Raw genomic sequence first — 21,699 nt, forward strand, 5'->3', positions numbered from 1 at the left:
AATTTCTGGCATAACAAACCCGCGACACCTAATTGCTTTGCAGCTGCAGCAAAATGAGAACGACCAAAGCATCCACACTATCGTTGAAATTTCGGCTCGCGGCTGGCGCGGCTCTTTTGAGCGCGGGCACCATCCTGACAGCGCTCACGCTTTATCTGGGGCTGAATGAGGTTGCACAACGGCTCGACGCAGCGGTGGCGTCGGAAACGCGCGTGGCCCGCTATGCCAGCTTGTCGACACAAGCGGCGACATTTCTGGTAGTCGCCAGCGAAGCCGTCCAGACCGGCTTGACCCCGGAAATTCGCAGGGATCGCATCGCCCCGGTGGCAGACCAGTTGCGCCGCACCTTCACGCAGTTGCACCGCGACGTTGAACAGGCGGTGTTTGCAGCGCGCGCCCTAGGGATCGACGCACAGTCACGCTATGGCACTCAATCTCTTGGCCTTGCGCGCATGGAGGCGCTCCTCGGCTCTACGCTGAACGGATTGGAAGATGACACCAATGATACGAACCGGCTGCGGACGCACATCGACACCTTTGCCTCAGGATTGGACCCCTTGCTAAGTCAGGCGGTGAATACCGAACTGCTGTTTCGCAACAATATCATGAGTGGTATCGGCGATCTGCGCCTGCAACTGACTCGAATCGCGCTGGCAATTGTTGCGGGTACCGTGCTTGCGGTCGCTGCTTTCTACTTCGGTCTCATCCGACCGCAATTCAACCGGCTGGACCGCCTGCGCAGAGCCGCCACACAGATAGGGCAAGGCAAATTCGATGTTGCGCTGCCAGTCTCGCGCCTCGATGAGATCGGCCAGCTGTCTGCCGAGACCAACCGTATGGCCGCTGCCCTGATTGCGCGGCGCGATGACGTGCAAGCCCAATGGGACCGTCTGAATGATACGATCGCTGAGCGCACGGAAGCACTGCGTTCGGCCAATGATGCCCTCGAAGAGATTGACGACAAACGCCGTCGCTTTTTCGCTGACATAAGCCATGAGCTGCGCACGCCTCTGACCGTTATTCTGATGGAGGCGCAGATCGGCAAAACAGGCAGCCCCGACCCGGCAGCCGCCTTTGCCACGATCGAAGCGCGCGCCGCACGCCTCAACCGCCGCATTGATGATCTGCTTAGGCTCGCCCGGTCGGACACGGGGCAACTGGCGCTGGATCCGGACAGGGTCACTCTTGGTGAACTCACAGAAGACGTGGCCGTAGAGGTTCAGGCGGAGGTGGATAATGCAGGCATGACACTGACGATTGACGCGATGCCGGACGTTGCCGTTTATTGTGACCGCAACTGGATACGTCAGGTCCTTGTGAGCCTGATGCGCAACAGTATTCGCCATGCCCGCGCGGGGCGTATGATCCATGTTTCATCAGAGCTGGAAAAGACCTGCGCCGGCGTCAGCGTCACCGACAATGGCGGCGGCATTCCCGCCCAGGATCAGGCGCATGTGTTTGATCGTTTTTCACAGGGCAGCTCAGCAACAGCGAACGAAGGCTTTGGGGTCGGACTTGCCCTCGCGCACTGGGTGATCACCGAACAAAACGGCAGTATAACGCTGACAAGCCCCGTGCCTGTCGATCAGGCACTTGGCGATGCACCCGGGACGAAAATCGCGGTTTGCCTGCCGCGCGCCAACACTTAGTATAACGCATATGAGCGCTTTGTTGATCATCGACGACGACCCGGAAATCACCTCCGCCCTGTCGCGGGGACTTGCCTTGCATGGATATGAAACAGATGCTGAAAACCGGGCGGACCGGGCATTGAGCAGGCTGCGAACCGGGGTGTATGACGGCGCTATCGTTGATGTAATGCTGGGCGCGGACAGCGGGATCGATCTGGTGCGCATGGCCCGCGCCTCTGGCGTCAGCATGCCAATCCTGATGCTGTCCGCATTGTCAGATGTGGAACACCGCGCCGCCGGGCTTGAAGCAGGGGCCGACGACTATGTTGTCAAGCCATTCAACTTTGATGAGTTGGTCGCCCGCCTGCGTGTGCAGGAGCATCGTTCCGCTCAGCACCGCCCCCTGCCCCCGCTTTTGGTACGCCGCACCCGTGAGCTGAAAAACGACTGCGCCAGCGTCACCTTGACGGAGCGCGAATTTGCGCTTTTGGACCTTTTGGCCCGACATTCCGGGACGCCATTGTCGCGCGGGGCGATCTTTGACACGCTCTGGGCCGCCGAAGGGTCAAGTAACGAGAATGTGGTTGATGTGTATATCGGGTATTTGCGCAAAAAGCTGAAGAACTACAACTTTCACTTTGAAATCAAAACACTACGCAACCAAGGATTTATTCTTGAGGGTCCAGCACCGCAGATCAGCGAGCTCTAATACCGATTAAAGTCGTATATGCTCTTATAAATTAAGAGTCGCGCAAACCGGAATCCTCTGTCAGGATAAGACGATAAATCAGTGGAGGAGACCCCCATGGCTTGGACGAAACCAATCATCCGCGAAATCGAATGCGGCATGGAAATCAACATGTACGGACCAGAGAACGAAGATCGTCACGACGACCGCGACGACTTGTTCTAAACATATAGCGCGCGGGCAGACATAATGACTTTCCGCGCGCATATCCTTGGGGCCGCCGCAGGTGGTGGTTTGCCTCAATGGAACTGCGGATGCGACAATTGCAATCTTGCGCGTACCGGCGAAATTCCGGCGCAGTCGCAATCGTCTGTTGCAGTAACCGCTGACGGCGAAAACTGGGCGATCCTGAATGCATCGCCTGACATCAGACATCAGATGGCCGATTGTGCCGCCTTACATCCAAGCGGGTTGCGGGAACTGCCGCTGCGGTCAGTGCTGGTGACTAATGGCGACATTGATCATGTGGCAGGTTTGCTGACCCTACGCGAGATGCAGCCGTTCAGTTTGTTTGCCACTGCCGGGATACATGATGTACTGGCCCAAAACCCGATGTTTGACGCTCTTAACAGCAGTGTAGTTGCGCGCGAAACCATTGCATTGGATGCAGCTTTTGAACTGGCGCCAGGGCTGATTGCAACGCTCTTCCCAGCGCCCGGAAAAGTCCCCCTATATCTCGAGGGGGAGACAGTGCAAACAGACCTCATCGGCGATCAGACCGTGGGCGTAAAACTGGAGAGCGCGTCAAAAACCGCATTCTACATCCCCGGCTGCGCCATGCTGAACGACGATTTGCGCGCGCGGTTGGAAGGGGCGGATTGGCTGTTTTTCGATGGCACCCTGTGGCAGGATGACGAGATGGTCCGCGCCAATCTGGGCCAAAAGACCGGCAAGCGGATGGGCCATATGTCGATGAGCGGCCCTGATGGATCCATCGCAGCTTTCGAAGGGCTTACAATCGGCAAAAAGATCTTTGTACACATGAACAACACCAACCCCGTACTTCGCCCAACCTCTGCCGAGAAGGCCAAGGCCGAGGCCGCAGGGTGGATTATCGGGCAAGACGGCATGGAGATCACCTGACATGACCCAATCCAGAGAAGAGTTCGAAGCCCGCCTTCGCCAGATTGGCGCGGAACGATATCACGACCTGCACCCGTTCCACGATCTGTTGCATGGAGGCGGCTGCACACCTGATCAGGTCCGCGCATGGGTGATCAACCGGTACTATTACCAGCATTCAATCCCCATGAAGGATGCAGCTTTCATGAGCCGGGTCGAGGACCCTGCCCTGCGCCGTCAATGGCGCTCGCGCATTGAGGATCACGACGGCACGGACGACAACGAGGGCGGCATCAAGCGCTGGCTGCGGCTGGCGCAGGCGGTCGGCCTTGACCCCGATTATGTCGCATCTTGTGAGGGCGTGTTGCCGGCGACGAAGTTCGCGGTGGATGCCTATGTGCGCTATGTGCGCGAAAAAACATTGCTCGAGGCAGTCGCGGCATCGCTCACCGAACTCTTTGCGCCCAAGATACATGCAAACCGCATTCAGGGGCTGCTCAAGAACTACGATTTTGCAGATGACAGTTCGCTGTCCTATTTCAAGAACCGCCTGAAGGAAGCACCAAAAGACGTGGCCTTTGGTCTGGCCTGGGTTCTGGATCAGGCAGATACGGCCGAAAAACAGGACGCGGCGGCGGCTGCCCTGACCTTCAAGACAGATGTGCTCTGGTCGCAACTCGACGCGCTTTGGGGGGCCTATGTTGCGCCCGCGCGTGTGCCACCCGGCGCTTGGCTGCCCGGCGACGGGTTATTACTGCAAAAGGCATCATGAAATGATGAACACCGATATCCCCTGCTTGCCGCGCGGCGTGCGCCTGCACCATGATCGTGTGCGGGATGCATGGGTCCTTTTGGCGCCTGAACGTGCGATAACTCTCGATGCGGTGGGCCATGCGATCCTGAACGAAGTGGATGGTACACGCAGCTTTGGCGAAATCACCAGCGTATTGGCGGACCGCTATGATGCGCCTCAGGACCAAATCCAAAAGGATAGCGCGGGCTTTCTGGACGCCTTGCGCAACCGTCGCTTTCTGGACGTGTCTGAATGAAACCACCTGCACCGATCGCCATGCTGGCAGAGCTGACGCACCGCTGTCCCTTGTCCTGTCCTTATTGCTCAAACCCCGTTGAATTGACCCGGCAGAATGCCGAACTTGATACGCAAACATGGGCGCGCGTTTTCCGCGAAGCGGCAGATCTGGGCGTGCTGCAGCTGCACCTGTCGGGGGGGGAGCCTGCGTCACGCCGTGACCTGACCGAGCTTGTGATCGCAGCGCGCGAAGCGGGTCTTTATACAAACCTGATCACCTCGGGCATCGGCCTGACGCAAAAGCGCCTCGGCGAACTGGATGCGGCGGGGCTTGATCATGTTCAACTGTCGCTGCAGGGGACAAACCCTGAAATGGCTGACGAGATTGGCGGCTATAACGGTGGCTTCAAGCGCAAGATGCAGGTTGCCGAATGGATCGGCGCGATCGGCTTTCCGCTGACGCTCAACGCCGTTCTGCACCGTCGCAATCTGCACCAGCTGCCCCGCGCGCTTGAGATGGCGCAAGAAATGGGCGCGCGCCGGATCGAAGTGGCGACCGTCCAGTTTCATGGCTGGGCGCTGAAAAACCGCGACGCCTTGATGCCCACGCGTGCGCAGGCACAAGAGGCAAACCGCATTGTAGCAGAGGCCCGCAAGCAACTGAAAGGCACGTTGGTTATCGACTATGTGCCCGCCGATTATCACGAAGACTATCCCAAGCGATGCATGGGCGGCTGGGGGACATCCGGTTTCAACGTGATCCCGGATGGACAGGTTCTGCCTTGCCATGCGGCGCAATCCATCCCGCATCTCACCTTTGATCGTGTGCAGGACAAATCGCTAGGTGACATTTGGTACAAGGGAGAGGCGTTCAACGCCTATCGTGGCACCGAGTGGATGGCGGAGCCCTGCCAAAGCTGCGAGCGCAAGACCATAGATTTTGGCGGCTGCCGGTGTCAGGCGCTGGCCATTGTCGGCGATGCATCTGCGACCGATCCCGTTTGCATCAAATCGCCCCATCACGGCGCGTTGCAGGCGCAGGCGGACACCCATGCAGCACAAGTCGACGCCCCCCTCGTCTATCGGACATTCCCCGGCAAGGAAACGGAGCCTGCCGAGTAGGGCGAACCCGCCCCAAGGAAATGAGGCTTGATGAACAACGGGTGCGCTGTTAGCGCTGTTGGCATGGATAAGGTCATCGTCTGCATCAACTGGGGCACCAAATATGGTGCACCCTACATAAACCGCCTCTATGAAATGGTGGATGCCAACATCACGCCTCCGTTTCGTTTCGTGGCATTTACCGACACAAGCGATGGCGTTAATCCGGCGGTTGACTGCTTTGATCTGCCGGAAATGCCCGGGTTCATGCCAGAAAACACGATTGGCCAGTGGCCCAAATCGCGGCTCTGGGCGCCGGTGCTGGGGGACCTCTCGGGTCCTTTTCTTTTTGTTGATCTGGATGTGACGATTACCGGCTCCCTTGATCCGTTTTTTGAATTCGGATCGCCCGACGATGTGGTGCTTGCGCGCAATGCAGCAAAACCGCTGCAAAAGCTTGGCCAGACATCAATCTACCGGATGCCCGTTGGCGCATTGGCACCTCTGCAGGCACAATTTGCGTCCGACCCGCAAGCGGTCGCAGACAAGTATCGGTTTGAGCAGCATTTTGTGACCAAGAATGCGCCCAATGGGGTCAAATTCTGGCCCGTGAAATGGGTTCGACATTTCAGAATTGAGTGCATTCCAAGGTTCCCATTCAACTATTTCCTCGACCCGCGCCCCCCAAAGGGAACACGTGTCGTGATTTTCGCCGGTGCCATGAATCCCCCGGATGCCATCGCCGGTCAGTACAACCGCAGAACCCCTCATCTGCCCCCGCTCGCCCATGTGAAGCGCGCATTGAAATCGAGCAACAAGCTCAAATCACTACGCCAATATGCACGCCCCGCAAAATGGGTGGAAGAAATCTGGTCGCAGTCAAACGCGTACAATTCAGCAAATGAACGTGAGGGAAAATAACCTCAAAGAATTTGTGAAGATGGTATTGCACCTTTTGGATCGGTGACATAGGTAGACGAACATTGGCGCGGGATGGAGCAGCCCGGTAGCTCGTCAGGCTCATAACCTGAAGGTCGTAGGTTCAAATCCTACTCCCGCAACCAATGCCTCGCAGTCGTTAGCTGCATCTGGTGAGAGGCGTTTAGTTCGCACCCCCGCAACCAACAATGCTTGCGATAGCAACTTGCCTAGCGCCTCGGTCTCCGAAAGGAAGTCGGGGTTTTTCTTTCCTAACGCAAAGCGCTGAGTCGCTCCTAGATTCCCGCGAAGGATGATCGCTAATTCCCCATTGTCAGGCACGAGCGTTACTTGCTCGGCCAGCGACCGCAGCACTTCGATCGCTGGTGCACGGTTCTCCTCGCGCTGCAGGTTCTCGCACAGCTTGCTGACCCGATCCTGACAGACATGCGCTGTGTGCGGATGCAGCAGGAGCGGCGATTCATCGGCATTTGCCAGCATCTCAGCCAGTCCCGTTCTGTCTCTAGTTACCGCGCAATTGGAGTACCACGGGACAATGATCGCTCAGACGGTTCGCGTCCTGCTTCTTGAGGTATGCTTTCATCACGTCCTCGTTCAGATAGCTCTGATAGCCCGGCCTGGAGATACCTTCTGCCTCTTCCGCGCTCAGCAGGGCGCTGTCTGCTAAGATGAAATCTACGTAATGATGTTTGTAGGCGGGGTGGCGATCCCAGCAAAGTTCGTTGACGTTGGGCGGTCCCTTCACCAAATCTCGTGGGCGACCATCATTTAGATCGTTCCAAAAGGCATCACCGGTGACGTTAAGTTGACGGTTAAAGTCCCCCATGACCATGACCTTCTTACCCAAACCCATTTGCATCTCGACCCAGTTTTCGATGATCTCAAGTTGGGCAGTCATCGTGCGGCACGCATAGGGAATATGCGGCATTTGGTTGTTTTCACCAGCGTGGTCTTCGTTGATGTCTGCTAGATCGTCACGGTTGCATGACGACTTCAGATGAACATTCAACAGCGCGATATCGTGGCCGTTGTGGTGAAACTCAACAACCAATCCAGCTCGTGTCGGGCGGCTGTCAGCGGCATCTCTCCTGCGGTCATAGGCTAGATGCGGCAAGCTGAGCGCGTCCAGGGTTGAGACTTTTGGCGGTTCGGGAAACACGGCCTTGTAAAAAGCGAAGGCTGTATAAATGTCCCGTTCGCTTGGCGGGTGGAATTCGTCGCCCGGCTCATAACGGCTCGACATCACGAAGTGATATTCGCTTGGGTCTAGAACGCGGGCCAGCGCGGCGGGCGACCCGATCTCTTGCAAGGCGTAGACATGCCCTTTCAATTCATCGGCGACCTTTCGAAGATTGGCGTAGTCCATCTCCAGCCGCCTGGCCGAGCCATTACGCAGCGCAACATCGGTTTCGTGATGCAGGTTTGCGATGTTCCAAGCGACCAAATTCAGGTCTCCGGGCACCTCATCGTAAGGGCCATAATCCGGCTCGAAGTTGTATGTCTTTCTCTTGACCCCAACCGGCAGCGGAACGGATTCGACCCATTTGCGAAACAAGTTCAGGCCATCCGCGGCTTGCAGGGAATAATCCAAGCTTTGGGTCCCCGTCACGAAAGGCTGATCCGATTCATCATTTAGGGCCAGAGGATCATCCGAATTGAGGTTACGAAAGAAGCGAAGCAGCTGTGCATTACGGTCCTCACCAGTTTTGCCCATGTCGGGCGGCACAAACGGCACATACTTCAGACGGTCTTCTTCATATCTGCCAAAATCCACCGCGCGGGCGTGGCAGGCCAAGCAGGTGGACCGATAGTTGTCGACGGGACCATTCATCCGCCCTTCAAAGCCTAGATAGGCCGGGTGGCCGCTCATAGCGCGACCCGCGGCAAACATGGTCGTGACTTGGTCATTCAGCCAATGCTGGACCACTTTCTCCTGATTGATTTCGGGATCGAACATGCCCGGATCATTGCCCCATTGCAGCCCGATGGGGACCAGCCGCTCGCGCCAGCGCGCTTGCTCGCAGGGCTCAACCAACGTCTTGTCGTCCTCATGCAAATGGTCACAGCGCGGTGCTGTTTCTATCGCGCCGTTGTACAGATAGCTGCCCATGGCCCAACCGGTCAGGTCCTGATTGATCTCGATGATTTTGAGTCTTTCGGCCTCAGCCTCCGCGCTATCGCCGTCAGCATTGGACACGGAAGATTGGGCACCGACGTATGTATTGTCCTTCAGCCTGTTGTCCTTCACCAGAATATCCAGCTGGATAAGCCGAGCAGTCACAATCTCTTCACCGTTGTGAATGTCCCACGTTTTGGCGAAACGCAGGTAAGGCGCCTGTTCCGGCGTGGCGGTTGAGAACAGCAGCTTTACCGCGACGGTGCCATCGGCAAAGGCAAAGTCGTTCGTCTTGGGAAACGCCGGATTTTCGCCCCAGATCTGGTGAAAGGCGTAACCGCCGACGTCATTGTACATGCCCACAGCCCAGTTCTGCGTGCGCGCCGTCTGGCTGGGATGCAACTCCCCAAGCCGAGAGCTGCGTTCCCGCGTCACCCCGCGCATTGGTTCGCGCAGTTCGTGCATCCAGGGCGCGTGGAACCAACCGCATTTGGTTCCGTTCCAGTCGATATGATCCGCCCCGCATTCCTTCATCACGTAGCTAAGCAATGCGTCCAGATACAACTCGGGCTGGTCGATGGGGTGGAACTCTTTCCATGGCTGATCGTCTTTGCCGGGCGTTGGCGCGACGCTTGGAAAGTTCAAGTTCGGCCGAAACGTCGATGGAATCCCTTCGGTGGGAGAGACATAGCGGTGGCACCGATTGAACTCGATCGCTGCCGCGTCGACGAACTCCTTCTCTGTCATTGTATGGAGTCTCTGACGGTCCGGTACGATGGCGTCTTGATTGCAGGTCTGTTCGGTGTCCGCCGCATGTGCATCCGCTAGAGCAGGGTCGGCCGGCCAAAGGCTGGCGGCCACGATGATCGCCACAAAACATGGCAAAAACCGAGCCGCGTTTGACGCCAGAATAGAAGTGGTGATCATGTGAAGCCCCGCAATCTGGAGTTTGTACCTGAGCGTATTAACTTGGTTTAAGGCTGGAACATTTCTGCAAGAACCTTAGCGATTTTTGCAGCGTCTTCTTCTTTACTTGTTTCATTCATGCTGATCCAAAAACTGCGCTTAAGGTAGCTTTTCGCGTTTGGGCAGTCGGTCCACTTTTCGTGCGTGTAGTCGAAGAAGTCCTTGCCTTTCGCATCGATCTTGCCAAAGGCCATCTCGCTTACAATTTCTGCGGGCCAGATCGGGCATTTGGTTCGCGGGTCAATTGCTTCGGCGGCACCAAAGTTTCGGGTTTTGAAGGCATCGTACTCAAAAATTGGCAAGTCATAGTAGTTGTAAGAAGACCCGTTCCAACGGAACCCAAGTGCACCAAGTCTTTCCTTCATCTTTTCCTTGAATGCTGGGGACTTGAATTTCGGTACTTCTGTCGGAGTCGCAAACATGTACCCAAAGAAAGATGGGTCAGCGTTGGTCAAATGCGTTTGAGGAACGAGGTCGGTTTGTTTCCGTATCTCGGCGTCTAGAGCCAAACCAAATCTGCGCCGCGCTTCTGCCATGCGCTCCAGCTTTGGAACTTGCGCCAGCAGCATTGCCCCGTCCAGTTGGCTGAGCCTCATGCTATGGCCGAAACCCTTGAATATCCCGTCTTCAGGATAGGGGGAGTTTAACCGATCGCGGTGCTTATCAGCAAAGCTCATGCAACTGTAAAAGCTGCGTTTGTCTTTCGTCAGAACAAAACCGCCTTCGCCGGTTGTAATATGTTTCCAATGGTTCAGACTGAAGCAACCAGCGTCCCCCAAGGTGCCCAAAGGTTTGCCGTCCAGTGACGCTCCAAGCCCCTGCGCCACGTCTTCGATGATCAGGACTTTCCCGTGCCCTTCTTCATCCAGCATGGCGCGAATGCCGGGCACATCGACCGCAGAACCTGTCAGGTGAACCGCGATGACTGCACGTGTGCGGTGGGTCAGCTTGGCCTTGACGGTTTCCGGGGTGATGAGGCCGGAACGAGGGTCTACATCTGCGAACACAGGGATCGCGTTGTGAAAGATGATTGGGTTGACGCTTCCAGGGTCCGTGATGGGTGTCACGATGACTTCGCTGCCAGCCGGAATTTTCAAAGCACCTAGAGCAACCTGGATGCTGGCGGTTCCAGAAGAAGTGGGAGTTAGGAAAACATCACCACCACCTACATCGCGAAAGTGTTTCTTTAGTTCGTCAAGACCTTTCGCGAGTGATCCATAAAACGCATCGTTGGAATATGCCCATAGCCCCTTGGGGAGCTTGATAGCATTCTTCAGTTCTTCAATTTCTTGCTCTCCCAGCTTCAGGATTTTTTCATCTTTGCTGTCAGCCATTATTCTTCCCCCAGGTTAATGCCCCTCAAAGTGGGCCCAAGTCTCATACCTATTGAACCGTCTCAATGATCGGTAGACGCCGCAGTGTGTTGACCGGATAGGTCGGGTCCAGCAGCGATTGTAATTCGAATTCAGGCTCTACAAGGCGCATGGCTCCGACCGCGTGATCGACGCCCTGCTGGTCGCCTAGGTGGTTTGCCAAGGCCACCTCATAGCGGCGCGGGGATACGAAATGCGGCATGCTGTTGGTGCTAGCTCGCGCGTGTGACAGCGCGGTTTCGTAATTGTGCGCCGCGGTCGCGGCCATGCAGGCGAAGTGATGGAAATAAAACTCATAGCGCCCGCCCGATGACAGGACGATGGCCTGCAACGCCACCTCATAGCCTTCGTTCAGATGACCGTTCACGATCAAGGCGTTCGACAACAGTGCCCGAGCCAGTGGGTCGGTCGGGTCAAGTGCGACCGCGCGTTCGGCCTTGTGCATCGGTTCTGCCAGATTGCCCTGATTGATGTAATCGATTTGCGAAGAGAACGCCTGCACGATGGCGTTGTTGGGCGCTTGATGCAGCGCCTCAAGCGTCAGTACGTCTGAGGCATAGGCTTCCTCAAAAATGTTAGCGTCGCGATGCTGGAAAAAGGCAGTGTTCCGCAAGAAGCCACGCCATGCAATGTATTGCCCGCGCGGATCAAGCTCGTAAGCCCGAGAGAGCAAATCCTCTGCAATCAAGAGACTTTGCTTGTCCAGTTTGAAAGTCAGTTTACGAGCCTGATTGGCTAGCATCAACGCTTCGGCAGTGGCTCCGGCCGGCAACGCTTCGAACTCTAGATTGTCGAGAAGAGTCTCCACTGTATGCCGCACCAAACCGCCAATTTTTATGGAAGAGCGTAGTTGCGAAATTCCAGGCGAAACTATGGCGCTTTTGAAGTCAAGACGTCGCCCTTGAGCGCCACTGTCCAGTGCAACGCCTATGCAGACCTCATTTCCATAGGCAAAAGCGTTAATCCGTACGATGACGGCTAGGCGATCAATCGGCGTCTGACCGTTCCTTCCGTCTGTATTATTGTGGCTGTGCGACACGCAAGAGAACACGTCGTACTGGTCAAGGCTCCGATGCAGTTGTTCTGAAAAAAACATCGCTGCTACATCTGCATCAAGGTCTCCCTTCGCCGATGTGTCAAAGATTACTGTGCAGTGTTTTCTATGATGGCGTCCAACAAACTCGCGTGGCGATCTTTGCACAAACGAGACCGTGGAGGCTGGTATATCCTCGTCGTCACGAGCGCTGTTGTACGATCGACTGTTTAATTGCCGCTGTTCGCGCAGCCAGTCTTCAAATGCCTCGTCTTCAATGTCGATACCCTGTAGAAGCTCGACACCTTGTGGTGGAGCGTCTACTTCATGGTCAAATATAAAGCGTTCGGAGGCGAGCCAAATATCTATGCTGTCCGAACCGATTGCGTCGCCCAACAAACGTTTCAGCCGGGCTAACTCCTGACGCAGGCTTCCTGCCCCCTGCGCTGCAGAGCTGTCTGACCACAATTGTGTCTGCAACCATTTGCGCGATTGTCTGTGCCCGTTGCTAAGCGCTAGAATAGCGAGAAGGCCACATGCCTTTCGCACCGTGGGCCTGATGGACCGCCCATCAGATCTTTGTAGGTCAAACGACCCCCAGATTTTGACTCTAAAAGTCGAACCAGAATGGTTTGCTTCAATTTGTGCTCCTGATGAATATCTTTTCTCCAAACCCTCACTCTTACAGTCATCAATACACGTTGTAGTGGAGCCCCTTCTAAGAATTCTGTCAACATCCGAGGGAATTTCCGATGCCAGAATGCAGTCGTCGGGTTTAGAATTCGCGCACCACGACGATGGCGATGCAGAATATGCAAACATCGGAAGGCCCAAGTTACTGGACAACGAGGCACTTTTTTCCATCGAGTTAAACCCTGACACGTTTCTTGCTCTGATTCGGTAAGCTGCTGCGATCCTGCCTGAACGCGCGTGATCTAAGCGTTAAATTAACGTTAACGAAGCAGGTTATCCGCTGTGATGGGGAACACGGACCTTTCTCTCAGGTGCAAACCTTATCGTGGTCTTGGCATTCAAATACCTGAAGAAATTCGGCTTACACTTGCATCTGCGACTGTTAACTCCACTCCGATGGTGAAGATTTACCGCTCCTGTAACGGCCTACAACTAGCTTTGTAGCTGTTCAACTTGGAGGGAATACAAATGAGCCCAGAAGATATTACTAGATCGAGCGGCCTTGATGGAGAGGTGGTGCTTGATAAACCTAAAGCCACTTTGACACAGTCGCATGGTACTTCCACACGCGCACTGACCACTGCCACCCTTAATGGGATCGCCGCCAATGGAGATCCCGGTAAGTTTGGGCGCATGTTTGGTGATTTGCCGGCTTTAATAGTAGACGATGCCCCCCTGATTGAACTCGCGGAAGCCATGGTCGACAACCCGCCAAGCAATCCCAGCGGTGATAACCGGAATATCCCGGCAGGTTTTACCTACCTTGGGCAATTCGTCGATCACGACATTACGCTCGATACGACTCCGCTTTCAGATCAGATGGCTGATCCTACGGCAACTAGAAATTTCAGAACGCCTGCATTGGACTTGGATTCCCTTTACGGGCAAAGCCAGGGAATTGACCCGCAGCTATACGCTCGCATAAGCGTACCGCCCTACGGACCGACCAACAAATTTCTGATTGGTAAGACCATGCCTTCACCTAACGAGGGTCTCGACAGTGCGCTGCCCAACGATTTACCGCGGAACCAAGTGGGTAGAGCTGTCATTGGCGACGAAAGAAACGACGAAAACCTTGCAATTGCCCAAACTCATTTGGCCTTTCTGAAGTTTCATAATAAAGTCATCGATCATCTGTCCGTGCAGCGTCCTGAGCTAAACGGTGCAGAACAATTTCAGGAAGCACGCCGAATCGTAACATGGCATTATCAATGGATCGTGCTCTTTGATTTTGTGGAACGCCTAACGGAGCCCGGTTTGGTCCGCAAGATCATGCACAAGGGCCGTCGCTTCTATCGTTTCGAGAAGACTCCTTTCATGCCTGCCGAGTTTTCTGCAGCGGCATATCGGCTTGGTCACTCAATGATACGAGAGCAATACGATTTCAATCGCGTGTTCCGTGAAGGTGGACTGACCCCTGCCAGCTTGGCTTTGCTGTTCGGTTTCACCGGAAAGTCAGGGGCTATCGTCGGAGAACTTGTTGATGATCCAAGCACCTTACCGACGCCAGGGATACCCGGAGGCAAACTTCCAGGATTGCCAGGTAACTGGATTATCGATTGGCGTCGCTTCTACGACCTTGATCCTGATCTTTCACCCAATGCGACGCGCCTTATTGATACTAAACTGGCGCCGATGCTCGCCAATCTTCCGGGCGAACGCAGGCCAGAGGCGATACTGGCATTTCGCAATTTGCGACGCGGATCGCAGTTAGGTTTGCCATCAGGGCAGGCTGTGGCCAATGCAATCGGCGTCAAGTCACTCACCCCTGAAGAAGTGGCGACGGGACCAGCCGGTACAATTGCCAAAAAGCACGGATTAAACAGTGACACGCCACTTTGGTTCTACGTCCTGAAAGAAGCAGAGGTGATCCACGGTGGTGTTCGTCTTGGCCCGGTCGGGTCAACAATCATCGCCGAAACCTTCCTTGGACTGGTTCATGGCGACCACAATTCATTCCTTTGGCAGCGCAAAAACTGGACGCCTGAACTTCCATCCAGCAATCCCGATACATTTACAATGGCTGATCTGCTGCGTTTCGTCGATGACATCAATCCAATTGGAAAAGGCACATGAGCGACATCTCATCAAACAAATCAACCGCTGCCATCCCTGTGGCCAGAGACCGCGGAACGTTGCGCCGCATGAACTCAAATGCGCCAGCACAAAAGGTAACAGCCGCCGTCATCGCCGCAGCCATCGTTCAGATTTTGGTGTGGTTGTATGGCCTCGGTGAGGGTCCCGCAATTCCCACCGACGTGACGGGTGCGTTGACGGTCATAATCACGCTCATTGCAGGTTATCTTGCTCCGCCTGGCAGCAGTGAAGAGATTGTCGAAATTCAGCGCTCATAGGGAGGCCTCCCACTCCCTGACGTTGGACAGCGGAGGACTTATAACGCCGCGCTGGCCAACGTCTCAATTCAAAGGATTTCAACGATGAACTTTCTATTTATGCAATTCGCCGCTTCTTTGTCCGGTAGCTCAGAATTGCCCGCATTATACCTCACTGACAAAAATTCTCCGCAGCTGGACAGAGTTCTTCGCTATGAAACTCGTTAGTATCCTCATCGGGAGCATCGAACGGACGTTCACCGCATCGCCGGCGCATGTCATCGTAAAGAAGGCTATAGAATCGGCCAACCAAACTGCAAATGAGGCTGAACGAGATGCCATGGCAGCTCACAAGACTGCGCATGCGGTACTTACGAAACCTCAAAAGACTAGTGGGGTGTCCTTGAGGGAGGACATTCTGAAAGCTTGGGCAATGAAGTGGCTCAACAACTTGGAACTGTCAAAAGACCCGGAGCAAGTCGACCCAAACCCAATAAGCGCGTTTTGGGGAGACGAAAACGAACTAGGCGTTGAGCTTATCGCTCTGCTTAGGGTTGTAGAAGAACGTATTGATGCAAACGATCTAGAGCTGGCAAGAATCCGGGATGCAGCTTTGCTTTATCTGGCAGCTATTGCCGACAAAGCCCGTAACGACCTTGGCCAGCTTACGGCTGAAGCGAAACCTTTGATCGAGAGGATTACCTTCTGGCATGCGTCCGCTGAAAGTCAGCTTGATGACGTTTTGGCAGTTGCAAAGGCCCGGATAGAAGCTGCTGCGCAGTCAGATCTTCGGGAAAAGGTGAAGGCAAAACTAACCAAAGATATCACCAAGCGCGCGCGCCAGTTTACGAAGGAATACCGCGAAGGATACGAAGAAGGTCAGGCGAGCCAGAAAGCCTCCCACGACTTCCGCGACGCGATCCTTGGCCCAAGCCCAACACTCGAAAGATATGGAGAACTTTTACCTGACGATCTCAAACTGGTGCAAACCGAGTTGCTCAAGGGAACGCTCACCGCCTTTGTTGAGCCTGAGGGTATTTATTTTGCCCCGGTTCAATCCGCTGACAGCGCCCTGCCGCAGCTACGACGGTGGTATCCCACAACGAAAATCGAACCCAAAACTGATTCAATTGCTGCTGATGCAGCAGAAGAGTCTCACGAATTTGGGTCATCTTTATTCTTGGATTGGGCTGCCACCCCCAGCTACACCAAGCACTACCATCAAAAAAAACACCGCGAAGTAGAGCTTAAGCTTAGCACGGCAATGGACGATGCCGACCGCGATCTGACCATGCGCGATTTCAGGGACGAAGTGCTTGAGATAAAGCGATCAAAAGTTGGATCCAGCATTCGTCAGAAAGGTAGAATGCAAGGAGCTTACATGTCCCTTGCGGAAATAGGACAAGGCTGGACGTTAACGAAGCGTTGGCTGGAGCAAGCCACTGACAAACGCGAAATTGACCTCATCTGGTATGATGATGGCCTGCTGGCCATTCACATTCGCGACTTGCAGGGGATGCCTGTTGCGCACATCGCCATGCTTATTGCCGAAAGCGCGCGCAACGTGCTTCATGTCCCGTATGACAGACGCGTCCCTCTCATTGACTTGGCTGCTGACCACCGCATAACAGTGCCACCCACCTTCCTTCGCCCGGTCGAACTTTGCGAGGTACGCACTCCGACCGGACGCCGCTCGACCGCTAAAACTCTCCAAGGCCTCATGCGGCATCTGCGCAACCCAGAAGCAGTAGACCTGCAGCAGACTGTCCGTTTTCACGGGCCGCTCCAATCACGCACAGCACAGATGTCACCCCTTGCAGCCCTTGGCCAACGGTATCCCATGGTGATCGAAGATGGTCTCTCTCTGCTCGTCGATGACGTAAGACCCCAACGGGGGGCCGCGGCATGATACGGGTCACACATCCACTTAACCGTTTCTTTCGCATCCAGGTCTTGGCGATCACTCTCTATGGCCTTTTTGGTGTGAGCATTGTCTTCTTACCGGGACTTCTCGCTTGGCAAAATGGCGCAGATACCGGCTGGGCGCTATCAAGACGGCAACTGATGTTCTTCTCCTGCCTCTTTGCTCTTGGGAGTGTCCTCATTTGGTTGGCGACGGGATTCCTGGCAAGCTACATAAAACAACAAAGCGATCAGAATTGGTTCAGAGAAACGATCATCCGCACGTTCTACACGCATTGGGGCCAAGCATTCCTGCCTGTATCAGGCCTGATAGCAGTTTATCTTATGCTCGTTTTCGGGGAGCCGTATTGGGACTTTGGCACACCATGGTTTGCCTCATTGAAAAGCCTTGGCAAGCCACTCGCCCCTTTACTGACAGCAAACGAAGAAATCGTGCACTACACACAAACGCTGATTAAGGTCGTATGGCTCCTTCCAATCGTCGGGCTTGGTTTTTTGCAACAATCTGTGGCCGAGCTGGAAGGTGCCAAGCGTATTTTCAATGAGGAAAGCAAGGTGAAAAACGCGTTGAACGAAATATCATCGCTCGCCCTGCAATTCAAAGAATTCAACCAAGCGCACCCCGTTACAAATGCGCTGCCTAACGTGGAGCATCTGGAGACCCGCATCAACCGAGTTTACGAATCCGAAGTGAACAGGGCGAAAGAGAAAACCCTTCAGTCCCAACGCAGATCTGCTGCGATCCTTAGTCTTATTGCCGCTTTTGCTACATTAGGCCCTTTGCAGCGCATGGAACCTCAGACGTTTCCTGATGATAATGACCGGCGAATTGCACAAAAATTCAACCATCTTGTCTCATCCCAACATGAGAAAAATCAGGCTGCCTGGGGCGACGTTCGCACCGCAGCACTCGTGAGTACTATCATGACCGATAGAACGGAGCCCATCAGTGTTAGCCCTCATATCTGTGGGACGATGGCGGCTTTGACTGATCATTCTAAGGACATCGATCTTTTCGCTTTCGCCGTCTACTGCATGGCACAGAACACTCAGCACATTGCCCAAATCTCTACAAAGCTTAGCGGTTTTGCAGATGGTTCAGTTTTCATTAGGAACTTACCCCAGACAACTCAGATAGAAGAACTGTTAGAAAGGGTTGGAAACCTAAACAGAGCCGTTGACAAGGCACATGAGAATTTGAGCGAACTCACCGCAGAGCTGCAAGCGCCAGTCTCGTTGAATGTGCAACCGAACCTAATCCCAGCTGAAACGCTTGACCCTGACCGGTTACGCAACCTTCTATTCCCAGACGGCAACGGGCCGATCAGTATAAATGCACGCCTAGAGCTCGACAATGAACCCTTCCGCACAACCAACTTGGGGTTGGCGGCTGCTTTAAGTGGGTCAGACACCCAAGGCCGGCTACCGATACCCAGCCGCCTTACGCTCGACGCAGATCCATTTGAGAGTCGTGAGAAAAATCTGATGGACTTGCTCAACGCTCCCGGCGAAGCCTCGCCTTTGCGCTTACCAACACAGTTGCGGATTGAAAATGCTGTCGCATTCGAAAAAGACCTGGCACGGGACGTGCGCCATATCGGATCTTTTTATGCAGACCTTACCATCGAGGACATTACCGGCGTGCGCGGTGCTTTCGAAAGTGCTTTGGAACAACCCTTCCAGATAGCACTGAAGCAATCCAACGTGAACGGTTCACAAAGCTGTCGGCAGTTTGAACCCAGCGTTCATTTTCGCGTAGGCTCACACGATATGCTTGAGGCACCTCATACGAATGAGAACCTAGAGGTCCTGAAAAAATTTGTGAACGGTATCGAAGGTGGCGATCTCGTCATCTTGCGCGGTCACACAGACCCGACTGGGCCAGCGACTGCTAACCTTAACCTAGCAGAAAGGCGTGCCGAGAACGTTCGTGAAGTCCTACTTAAACACTTCCCCGAAACCTCAATGCGGTTCAGTTTCACGCCTATAGGCGCACAAACCAGTGAGCAGTTTTGGTCACAGCACAAAACTAGTCTGTCGGCTGTGACGGAAGATCAAATGCGCCGAGTTGACCTTTACTACTGCTCATTCCCCGTTAGCGGCACCGATGGCCACGGCCCATGAGTCTATTATTGAATTATATAGCTTTTGTTCAGTGCCAGAAATGCTCGACGTTCGAAAGTCGCTTGGATTTAGCTCATACAAAGCATCATTCAACCCGACCAAGTAGCGAGACAGGGAAGACTGGCCCCATACCGCCTCGTCATGATCACTTCAGAGATATCAGAAGTCAGGAAAAAAAATGTTTAATCGAAAATTTGCTTTGGCTGTTATATGTTTTGCACTTGTGGCCGGTTGCTCGACTGCGCCAATCACCCCAAGTATCGACGCTTTTGGAGACGCAGTTTCAGGGATTGTCGCTGCCGACAACGCCACAGCAAGCGCGAAGACGCTGCCGGAGCGCGTGAACGAAGCTCGCAGGCAAGACTTTGCAGCGGCTCGGGTTGTATATGCAACGAATGACCGGGGGGCATGTGACTATGTGCGTCCCGATCTTGAGACCGCGTCTTTCGATCAGACGTGTCAAATCATCCCGCAAGTGTTGGACAGTGCAACCGACGAGCTGGTCGCTGTTGCGAGCATTTTTGACCCAGAGGCAGTTCAGAGCGACGCAGCGCAAGTCATCCAAACATCAAATACGGCCTTGCTTAAAGAGCAGCTTGGTTGGCTGTTGAAACAAGATTTGTTGACGTATGCGCAACAGATCGCAGCACTGTCCAAAGCAACAGAACCAACGGACATCGGCACATCAGCCGCCGCTGCATACACCGCATTCACTGGTCTGGATGACGCAATCTCCCGCGCGGAAAAGGTGAATGGGACCGAGGTGAAGAAGCGCCGCGCTGCGCGTGCGACCTTCATTTCCACGATTGCCACCGAGGCCCTAGAAACCTATCGCTACAGGCTGTTGAAAGGGATTGTCGAAGACGCGGAAGCGTTTGTCCGTCAAGCATCCGTTCAACTTGCGATCTTGGAATTCAACACTGAAAGTGAACAACTGGACGCACAGAACCAAGTGTTCATCGATGGGATTGATGATCAAATTGTTGGTAATCCGGAAAGTCTCAAGAAGATCGAAAACCGGTTTGCCAGTATGTCAGTCGCGGACCGCAGCGCGTCTTTTCGTCGATACGCCGACATTGGTGTTGCCCACAGTGCGATCGTTGAAGCGTTAAAGACGCCCGGCGATTTGGAACAGCTGGCAGAGGCCACATCGCGCATCCGCGCGCTGGTCGACGCTGTATCTGCAATTGAATAACCAAAAAACACCGGAGGTTAAATCATGACCATTTCAAACCACGACGGTTTCGACAAACTGATGGACACGGTTCGCATTCTCCGAACTCACTATTCCAAGGTTGCCAGCTTGGCTGAACAAGAGATGCTGAAGGCTAAGATCAAGGGGGACACGGCGACGGCAAACGGCTACAAGAACACGCTTGATGCCATGTCCAAGGATCACGACACGGCACTGTCCCTGATAGCTGATCAACTGACAACGCCTGATGAACTCAGGAAGTCGCGCAAAGCGTTGCGAGACGCGGCCGATAAGGCGCACAAGTTCATTACAACTCTGCAAAAGACAAAGATGACCTTGGACAAGTTGACCAAAGCGGCAGGATTTCTAACGACACTCGTGACAGACCTACAAGCGATTTTTGGCGTCTAGTGCCGTTGCAATAAAGCCCTCGAAACGCAGGGATGATTATTGCGGGGGCCATTCGAGTGGTAGATAGAGACACCGTCACGATTAGCGGTCAGCAGGTAACGTATGTTTGGTTGGTTTCAACACACCCGCCCTCTTGCAATACCAAGCTTCAAGTTTGACAATCTGAAGCAGGACGAGTTTTGAGCGGTGAGCTGAAGAGAGGGGTCGGCCACTATAAACGGTGAGTTCGTAAGAAAGGCTAGCCTTGTGTTAGGTGCGTAGTCTGACGCAGTAGGTTAATTTTCGACAGTACCGATGGAAGAGGACCCAGTCGAAGCATCAGCGAGCAGCGCGGTTAGGGGAGGTAATACCCCCGAAATCTAGGGGTGTCTGAAAGTAGAATTTTCTCGAATGATGAATGAAGAGATTCTGATGAAAAAATCAAAGTACAGCGATGCGTAGATCATGGCGATCCTGAAGCAGGCGGAGAGCGGTGTATCCATTGAACGCGTTCCAACGGCACAGCGCTGGTGTGATAGCTAAGATAAGTTCGAAATACTCTATCGCCCGAAGCGCTGGCTCTCTTTTACGCTACTAGCCTCGGGACCGCGCTTTCCTGTAATTGTAGGAATCGTGAGTTGCGCCCTCCCGCAACCAAACTAACTTGCAAGGCGTCCTTCGGGACGTCTTTGTTCGTTTTAAAACCCATCAATCACGGCTTTTTGTGCCGTAATCGTCAAATCGGTCAGTTGTGGATGAACTTGTTCCTTGGCGGCCATTCCAAGACTGCCCACCAATTCGCCGTGAAGATCAGATACCAGACGGTTTTCGCCTACGGATGGTGTCATAGCAATCATCTCAACCGAGGATCGAACCACATGAGCCGCCTCAGCACGATGCTCAGGCACATTCAGGGTTTCAATCAGTTTGCCGACCTACTTTTCATACAGACGGGCCTTGTGTGGATGACTTAGAGGCAGGGCCACGGCCGCTGCTCGTCGATTTTTGACGTTGTCACTTTTTCCAGTGGTTTCTTGAGTAC

18 protein-coding genes and 1 tRNA gene are annotated in these 21,699 nt (G+C 54.2%); 15 read left to right on the plus strand and 4 right to left on the minus strand.

Annotation, left to right across the window (positions count from 1 at the left end):
* Positions 1-53: 53 nt before the first annotated feature.
* The 9 genes from K5Q35_RS19220 (at position 54) to K5Q35_RS19260 (ending at position 6,636) form a co-directional block, all read left to right on the plus strand.
* Positions 54-1,649 (plus strand): HAMP domain-containing sensor histidine kinase, encoded by a 1,596-nt coding sequence (locus K5Q35_RS19220; protein ID WP_220801006.1) that lies wholly within the window; start codon positions 54-56, stop codon positions 1,647-1,649.
* Positions 1,650-1,659: 10 nt separating this feature from the next.
* Entirely contained in the window at positions 1,660-2,340 is a 681-nt protein-coding gene (locus tag K5Q35_RS19225; RefSeq protein WP_220801007.1) for a response regulator transcription factor, read from the plus strand.
* 96 nt (positions 2,341-2,436) lie between these two features.
* Complete coding sequence (gene pqqA, locus K5Q35_RS19230) at positions 2,437-2,544, plus strand: pyrroloquinoline quinone precursor peptide PqqA (protein ID WP_011567425.1); 108 nt, start codon at positions 2,437-2,439, stop codon at positions 2,542-2,544.
* A 24-nt stretch (positions 2,545-2,568) separates the two neighbouring features.
* A complete protein-coding gene (gene pqqB / locus K5Q35_RS19235; RefSeq protein WP_220801008.1) occupies positions 2,569-3,462 on the plus strand; it encodes a pyrroloquinoline quinone biosynthesis protein PqqB in 894 nt (297 codons plus the stop codon).
* A 1-nt stretch (position 3,463) separates the two neighbouring features.
* Positions 3,464-4,213: a pyrroloquinoline-quinone synthase PqqC gene (gene pqqC, locus K5Q35_RS19240; protein ID WP_013963495.1), complete on the plus strand. Its 750-nt coding sequence runs from the start codon at positions 3,464-3,466 to the stop codon at positions 4,211-4,213.
* A gap of 1 nt (position 4,214) precedes the next feature.
* Entirely contained in the window at positions 4,215-4,490 is a 276-nt protein-coding gene (gene pqqD / locus K5Q35_RS19245; RefSeq protein ID WP_013963496.1) for a pyrroloquinoline quinone biosynthesis peptide chaperone PqqD, read from the plus strand.
* Positions 4,487-5,593, plus strand: a complete 1,107-nt coding sequence (gene pqqE, locus K5Q35_RS19250) for a pyrroloquinoline quinone biosynthesis protein PqqE (protein ID WP_220801009.1) — start codon at positions 4,487-4,489, stop codon at positions 5,591-5,593. The genes pqqD and pqqE overlap by 4 nt, the downstream gene beginning before the upstream one ends.
* A gap of 63 nt (positions 5,594-5,656) precedes the next feature.
* Positions 5,657-6,493 carry a hypothetical protein gene (locus K5Q35_RS19255; protein ID WP_044025734.1) on the plus strand — a complete coding sequence of 279 codons (837 nt, stop codon included), beginning with the start codon at positions 5,657-5,659 and terminating at the stop codon, positions 6,491-6,493.
* A gap of 66 nt (positions 6,494-6,559) precedes the next feature.
* Positions 6,560-6,636: transfer RNA gene (locus tag K5Q35_RS19260), tRNA-Met, on the plus strand.
* A 377-nt stretch (positions 6,637-7,013) separates the two neighbouring features.
* On the opposite strand, the gene K5Q35_RS19265 is transcribed toward K5Q35_RS19260, so the two are convergent.
* From K5Q35_RS19265 to K5Q35_RS19275, 3 genes are read right to left on the minus strand one after another with little or no spacing between them, the layout of a single operon-like run.
* Complete coding sequence (locus K5Q35_RS19265; RefSeq protein WP_220801010.1) at positions 7,014-9,554, minus strand: hypothetical protein; 2,541 nt, start codon at positions 9,552-9,554, stop codon at positions 7,014-7,016.
* A gap of 47 nt (positions 9,555-9,601) precedes the next feature.
* Positions 9,602-10,927, minus strand: a complete 1,326-nt coding sequence (locus tag K5Q35_RS19270) for a DegT/DnrJ/EryC1/StrS family aminotransferase (protein WP_220801011.1) — start codon at positions 10,925-10,927, stop codon at positions 9,602-9,604.
* A 49-nt stretch (positions 10,928-10,976) separates the two neighbouring features.
* Complete coding sequence (locus tag K5Q35_RS19275; RefSeq protein WP_220801012.1) at positions 10,977-12,395, minus strand: hypothetical protein; 1,419 nt, start codon at positions 12,393-12,395, stop codon at positions 10,977-10,979.
* Positions 12,396-13,160: 765 nt separating this feature from the next.
* Here K5Q35_RS19275 and K5Q35_RS19280 point away from each other — a divergent pair.
* From K5Q35_RS19280 to K5Q35_RS19305, 6 genes are all read left to right on the plus strand, one after another.
* Positions 13,161-14,768 (plus strand): heme peroxidase family protein, encoded by a 1,608-nt coding sequence (locus tag K5Q35_RS19280; protein WP_220801013.1) that lies wholly within the window; start codon positions 13,161-13,163, stop codon positions 14,766-14,768.
* Positions 14,765-15,046 carry a hypothetical protein gene (locus tag K5Q35_RS19285; RefSeq protein WP_220801014.1) on the plus strand — a complete coding sequence of 94 codons (282 nt, stop codon included), beginning with the start codon at positions 14,765-14,767 and terminating at the stop codon, positions 15,044-15,046. Before K5Q35_RS19280 ends, K5Q35_RS19285 begins: the two co-directional genes overlap by 4 nt.
* A 193-nt stretch (positions 15,047-15,239) precedes the next feature.
* Complete coding sequence (locus tag K5Q35_RS19290; protein ID WP_220801015.1) at positions 15,240-16,934, plus strand: hypothetical protein; 1,695 nt, start codon at positions 15,240-15,242, stop codon at positions 16,932-16,934.
* Positions 16,931-19,072, plus strand: a complete 2,142-nt coding sequence (locus K5Q35_RS19295; protein WP_220801016.1) for an OmpA family protein — start codon at positions 16,931-16,933, stop codon at positions 19,070-19,072. The genes K5Q35_RS19290 and K5Q35_RS19295 overlap by 4 nt, the downstream gene beginning before the upstream one ends.
* Before the next feature lie 178 nt (positions 19,073-19,250).
* A complete protein-coding gene (locus K5Q35_RS19300) occupies positions 19,251-20,267 on the plus strand; it encodes a hypothetical protein (protein ID WP_220801017.1) in 1,017 nt (338 codons plus the stop codon).
* Between the two features lie 24 nt (positions 20,268-20,291).
* A complete protein-coding gene (locus K5Q35_RS19305) occupies positions 20,292-20,678 on the plus strand; it encodes a hypothetical protein (RefSeq protein ID WP_220801018.1) in 387 nt (128 codons plus the stop codon).
* Between the two features lie 677 nt (positions 20,679-21,355).
* On the opposite strand, the gene K5Q35_RS19310 is transcribed toward K5Q35_RS19305, so the two are convergent.
* The gene (locus K5Q35_RS19310) at positions 21,356-21,505 is read right to left on the minus strand and encodes a hypothetical protein (RefSeq protein ID WP_220801019.1); all 150 of its coding nucleotides are present in this window, start codon (positions 21,503-21,505) and stop codon (positions 21,356-21,358) included.
* Positions 21,506-21,699 lie beyond the last annotated feature (194 nt).

Source organism: Roseobacter sp. OBYS 0001 (assembly GCF_019654895.1).
Classification (GTDB): Bacteria; Pseudomonadota; Alphaproteobacteria; order Rhodobacterales; family Rhodobacteraceae; genus Roseobacter; species Roseobacter litoralis.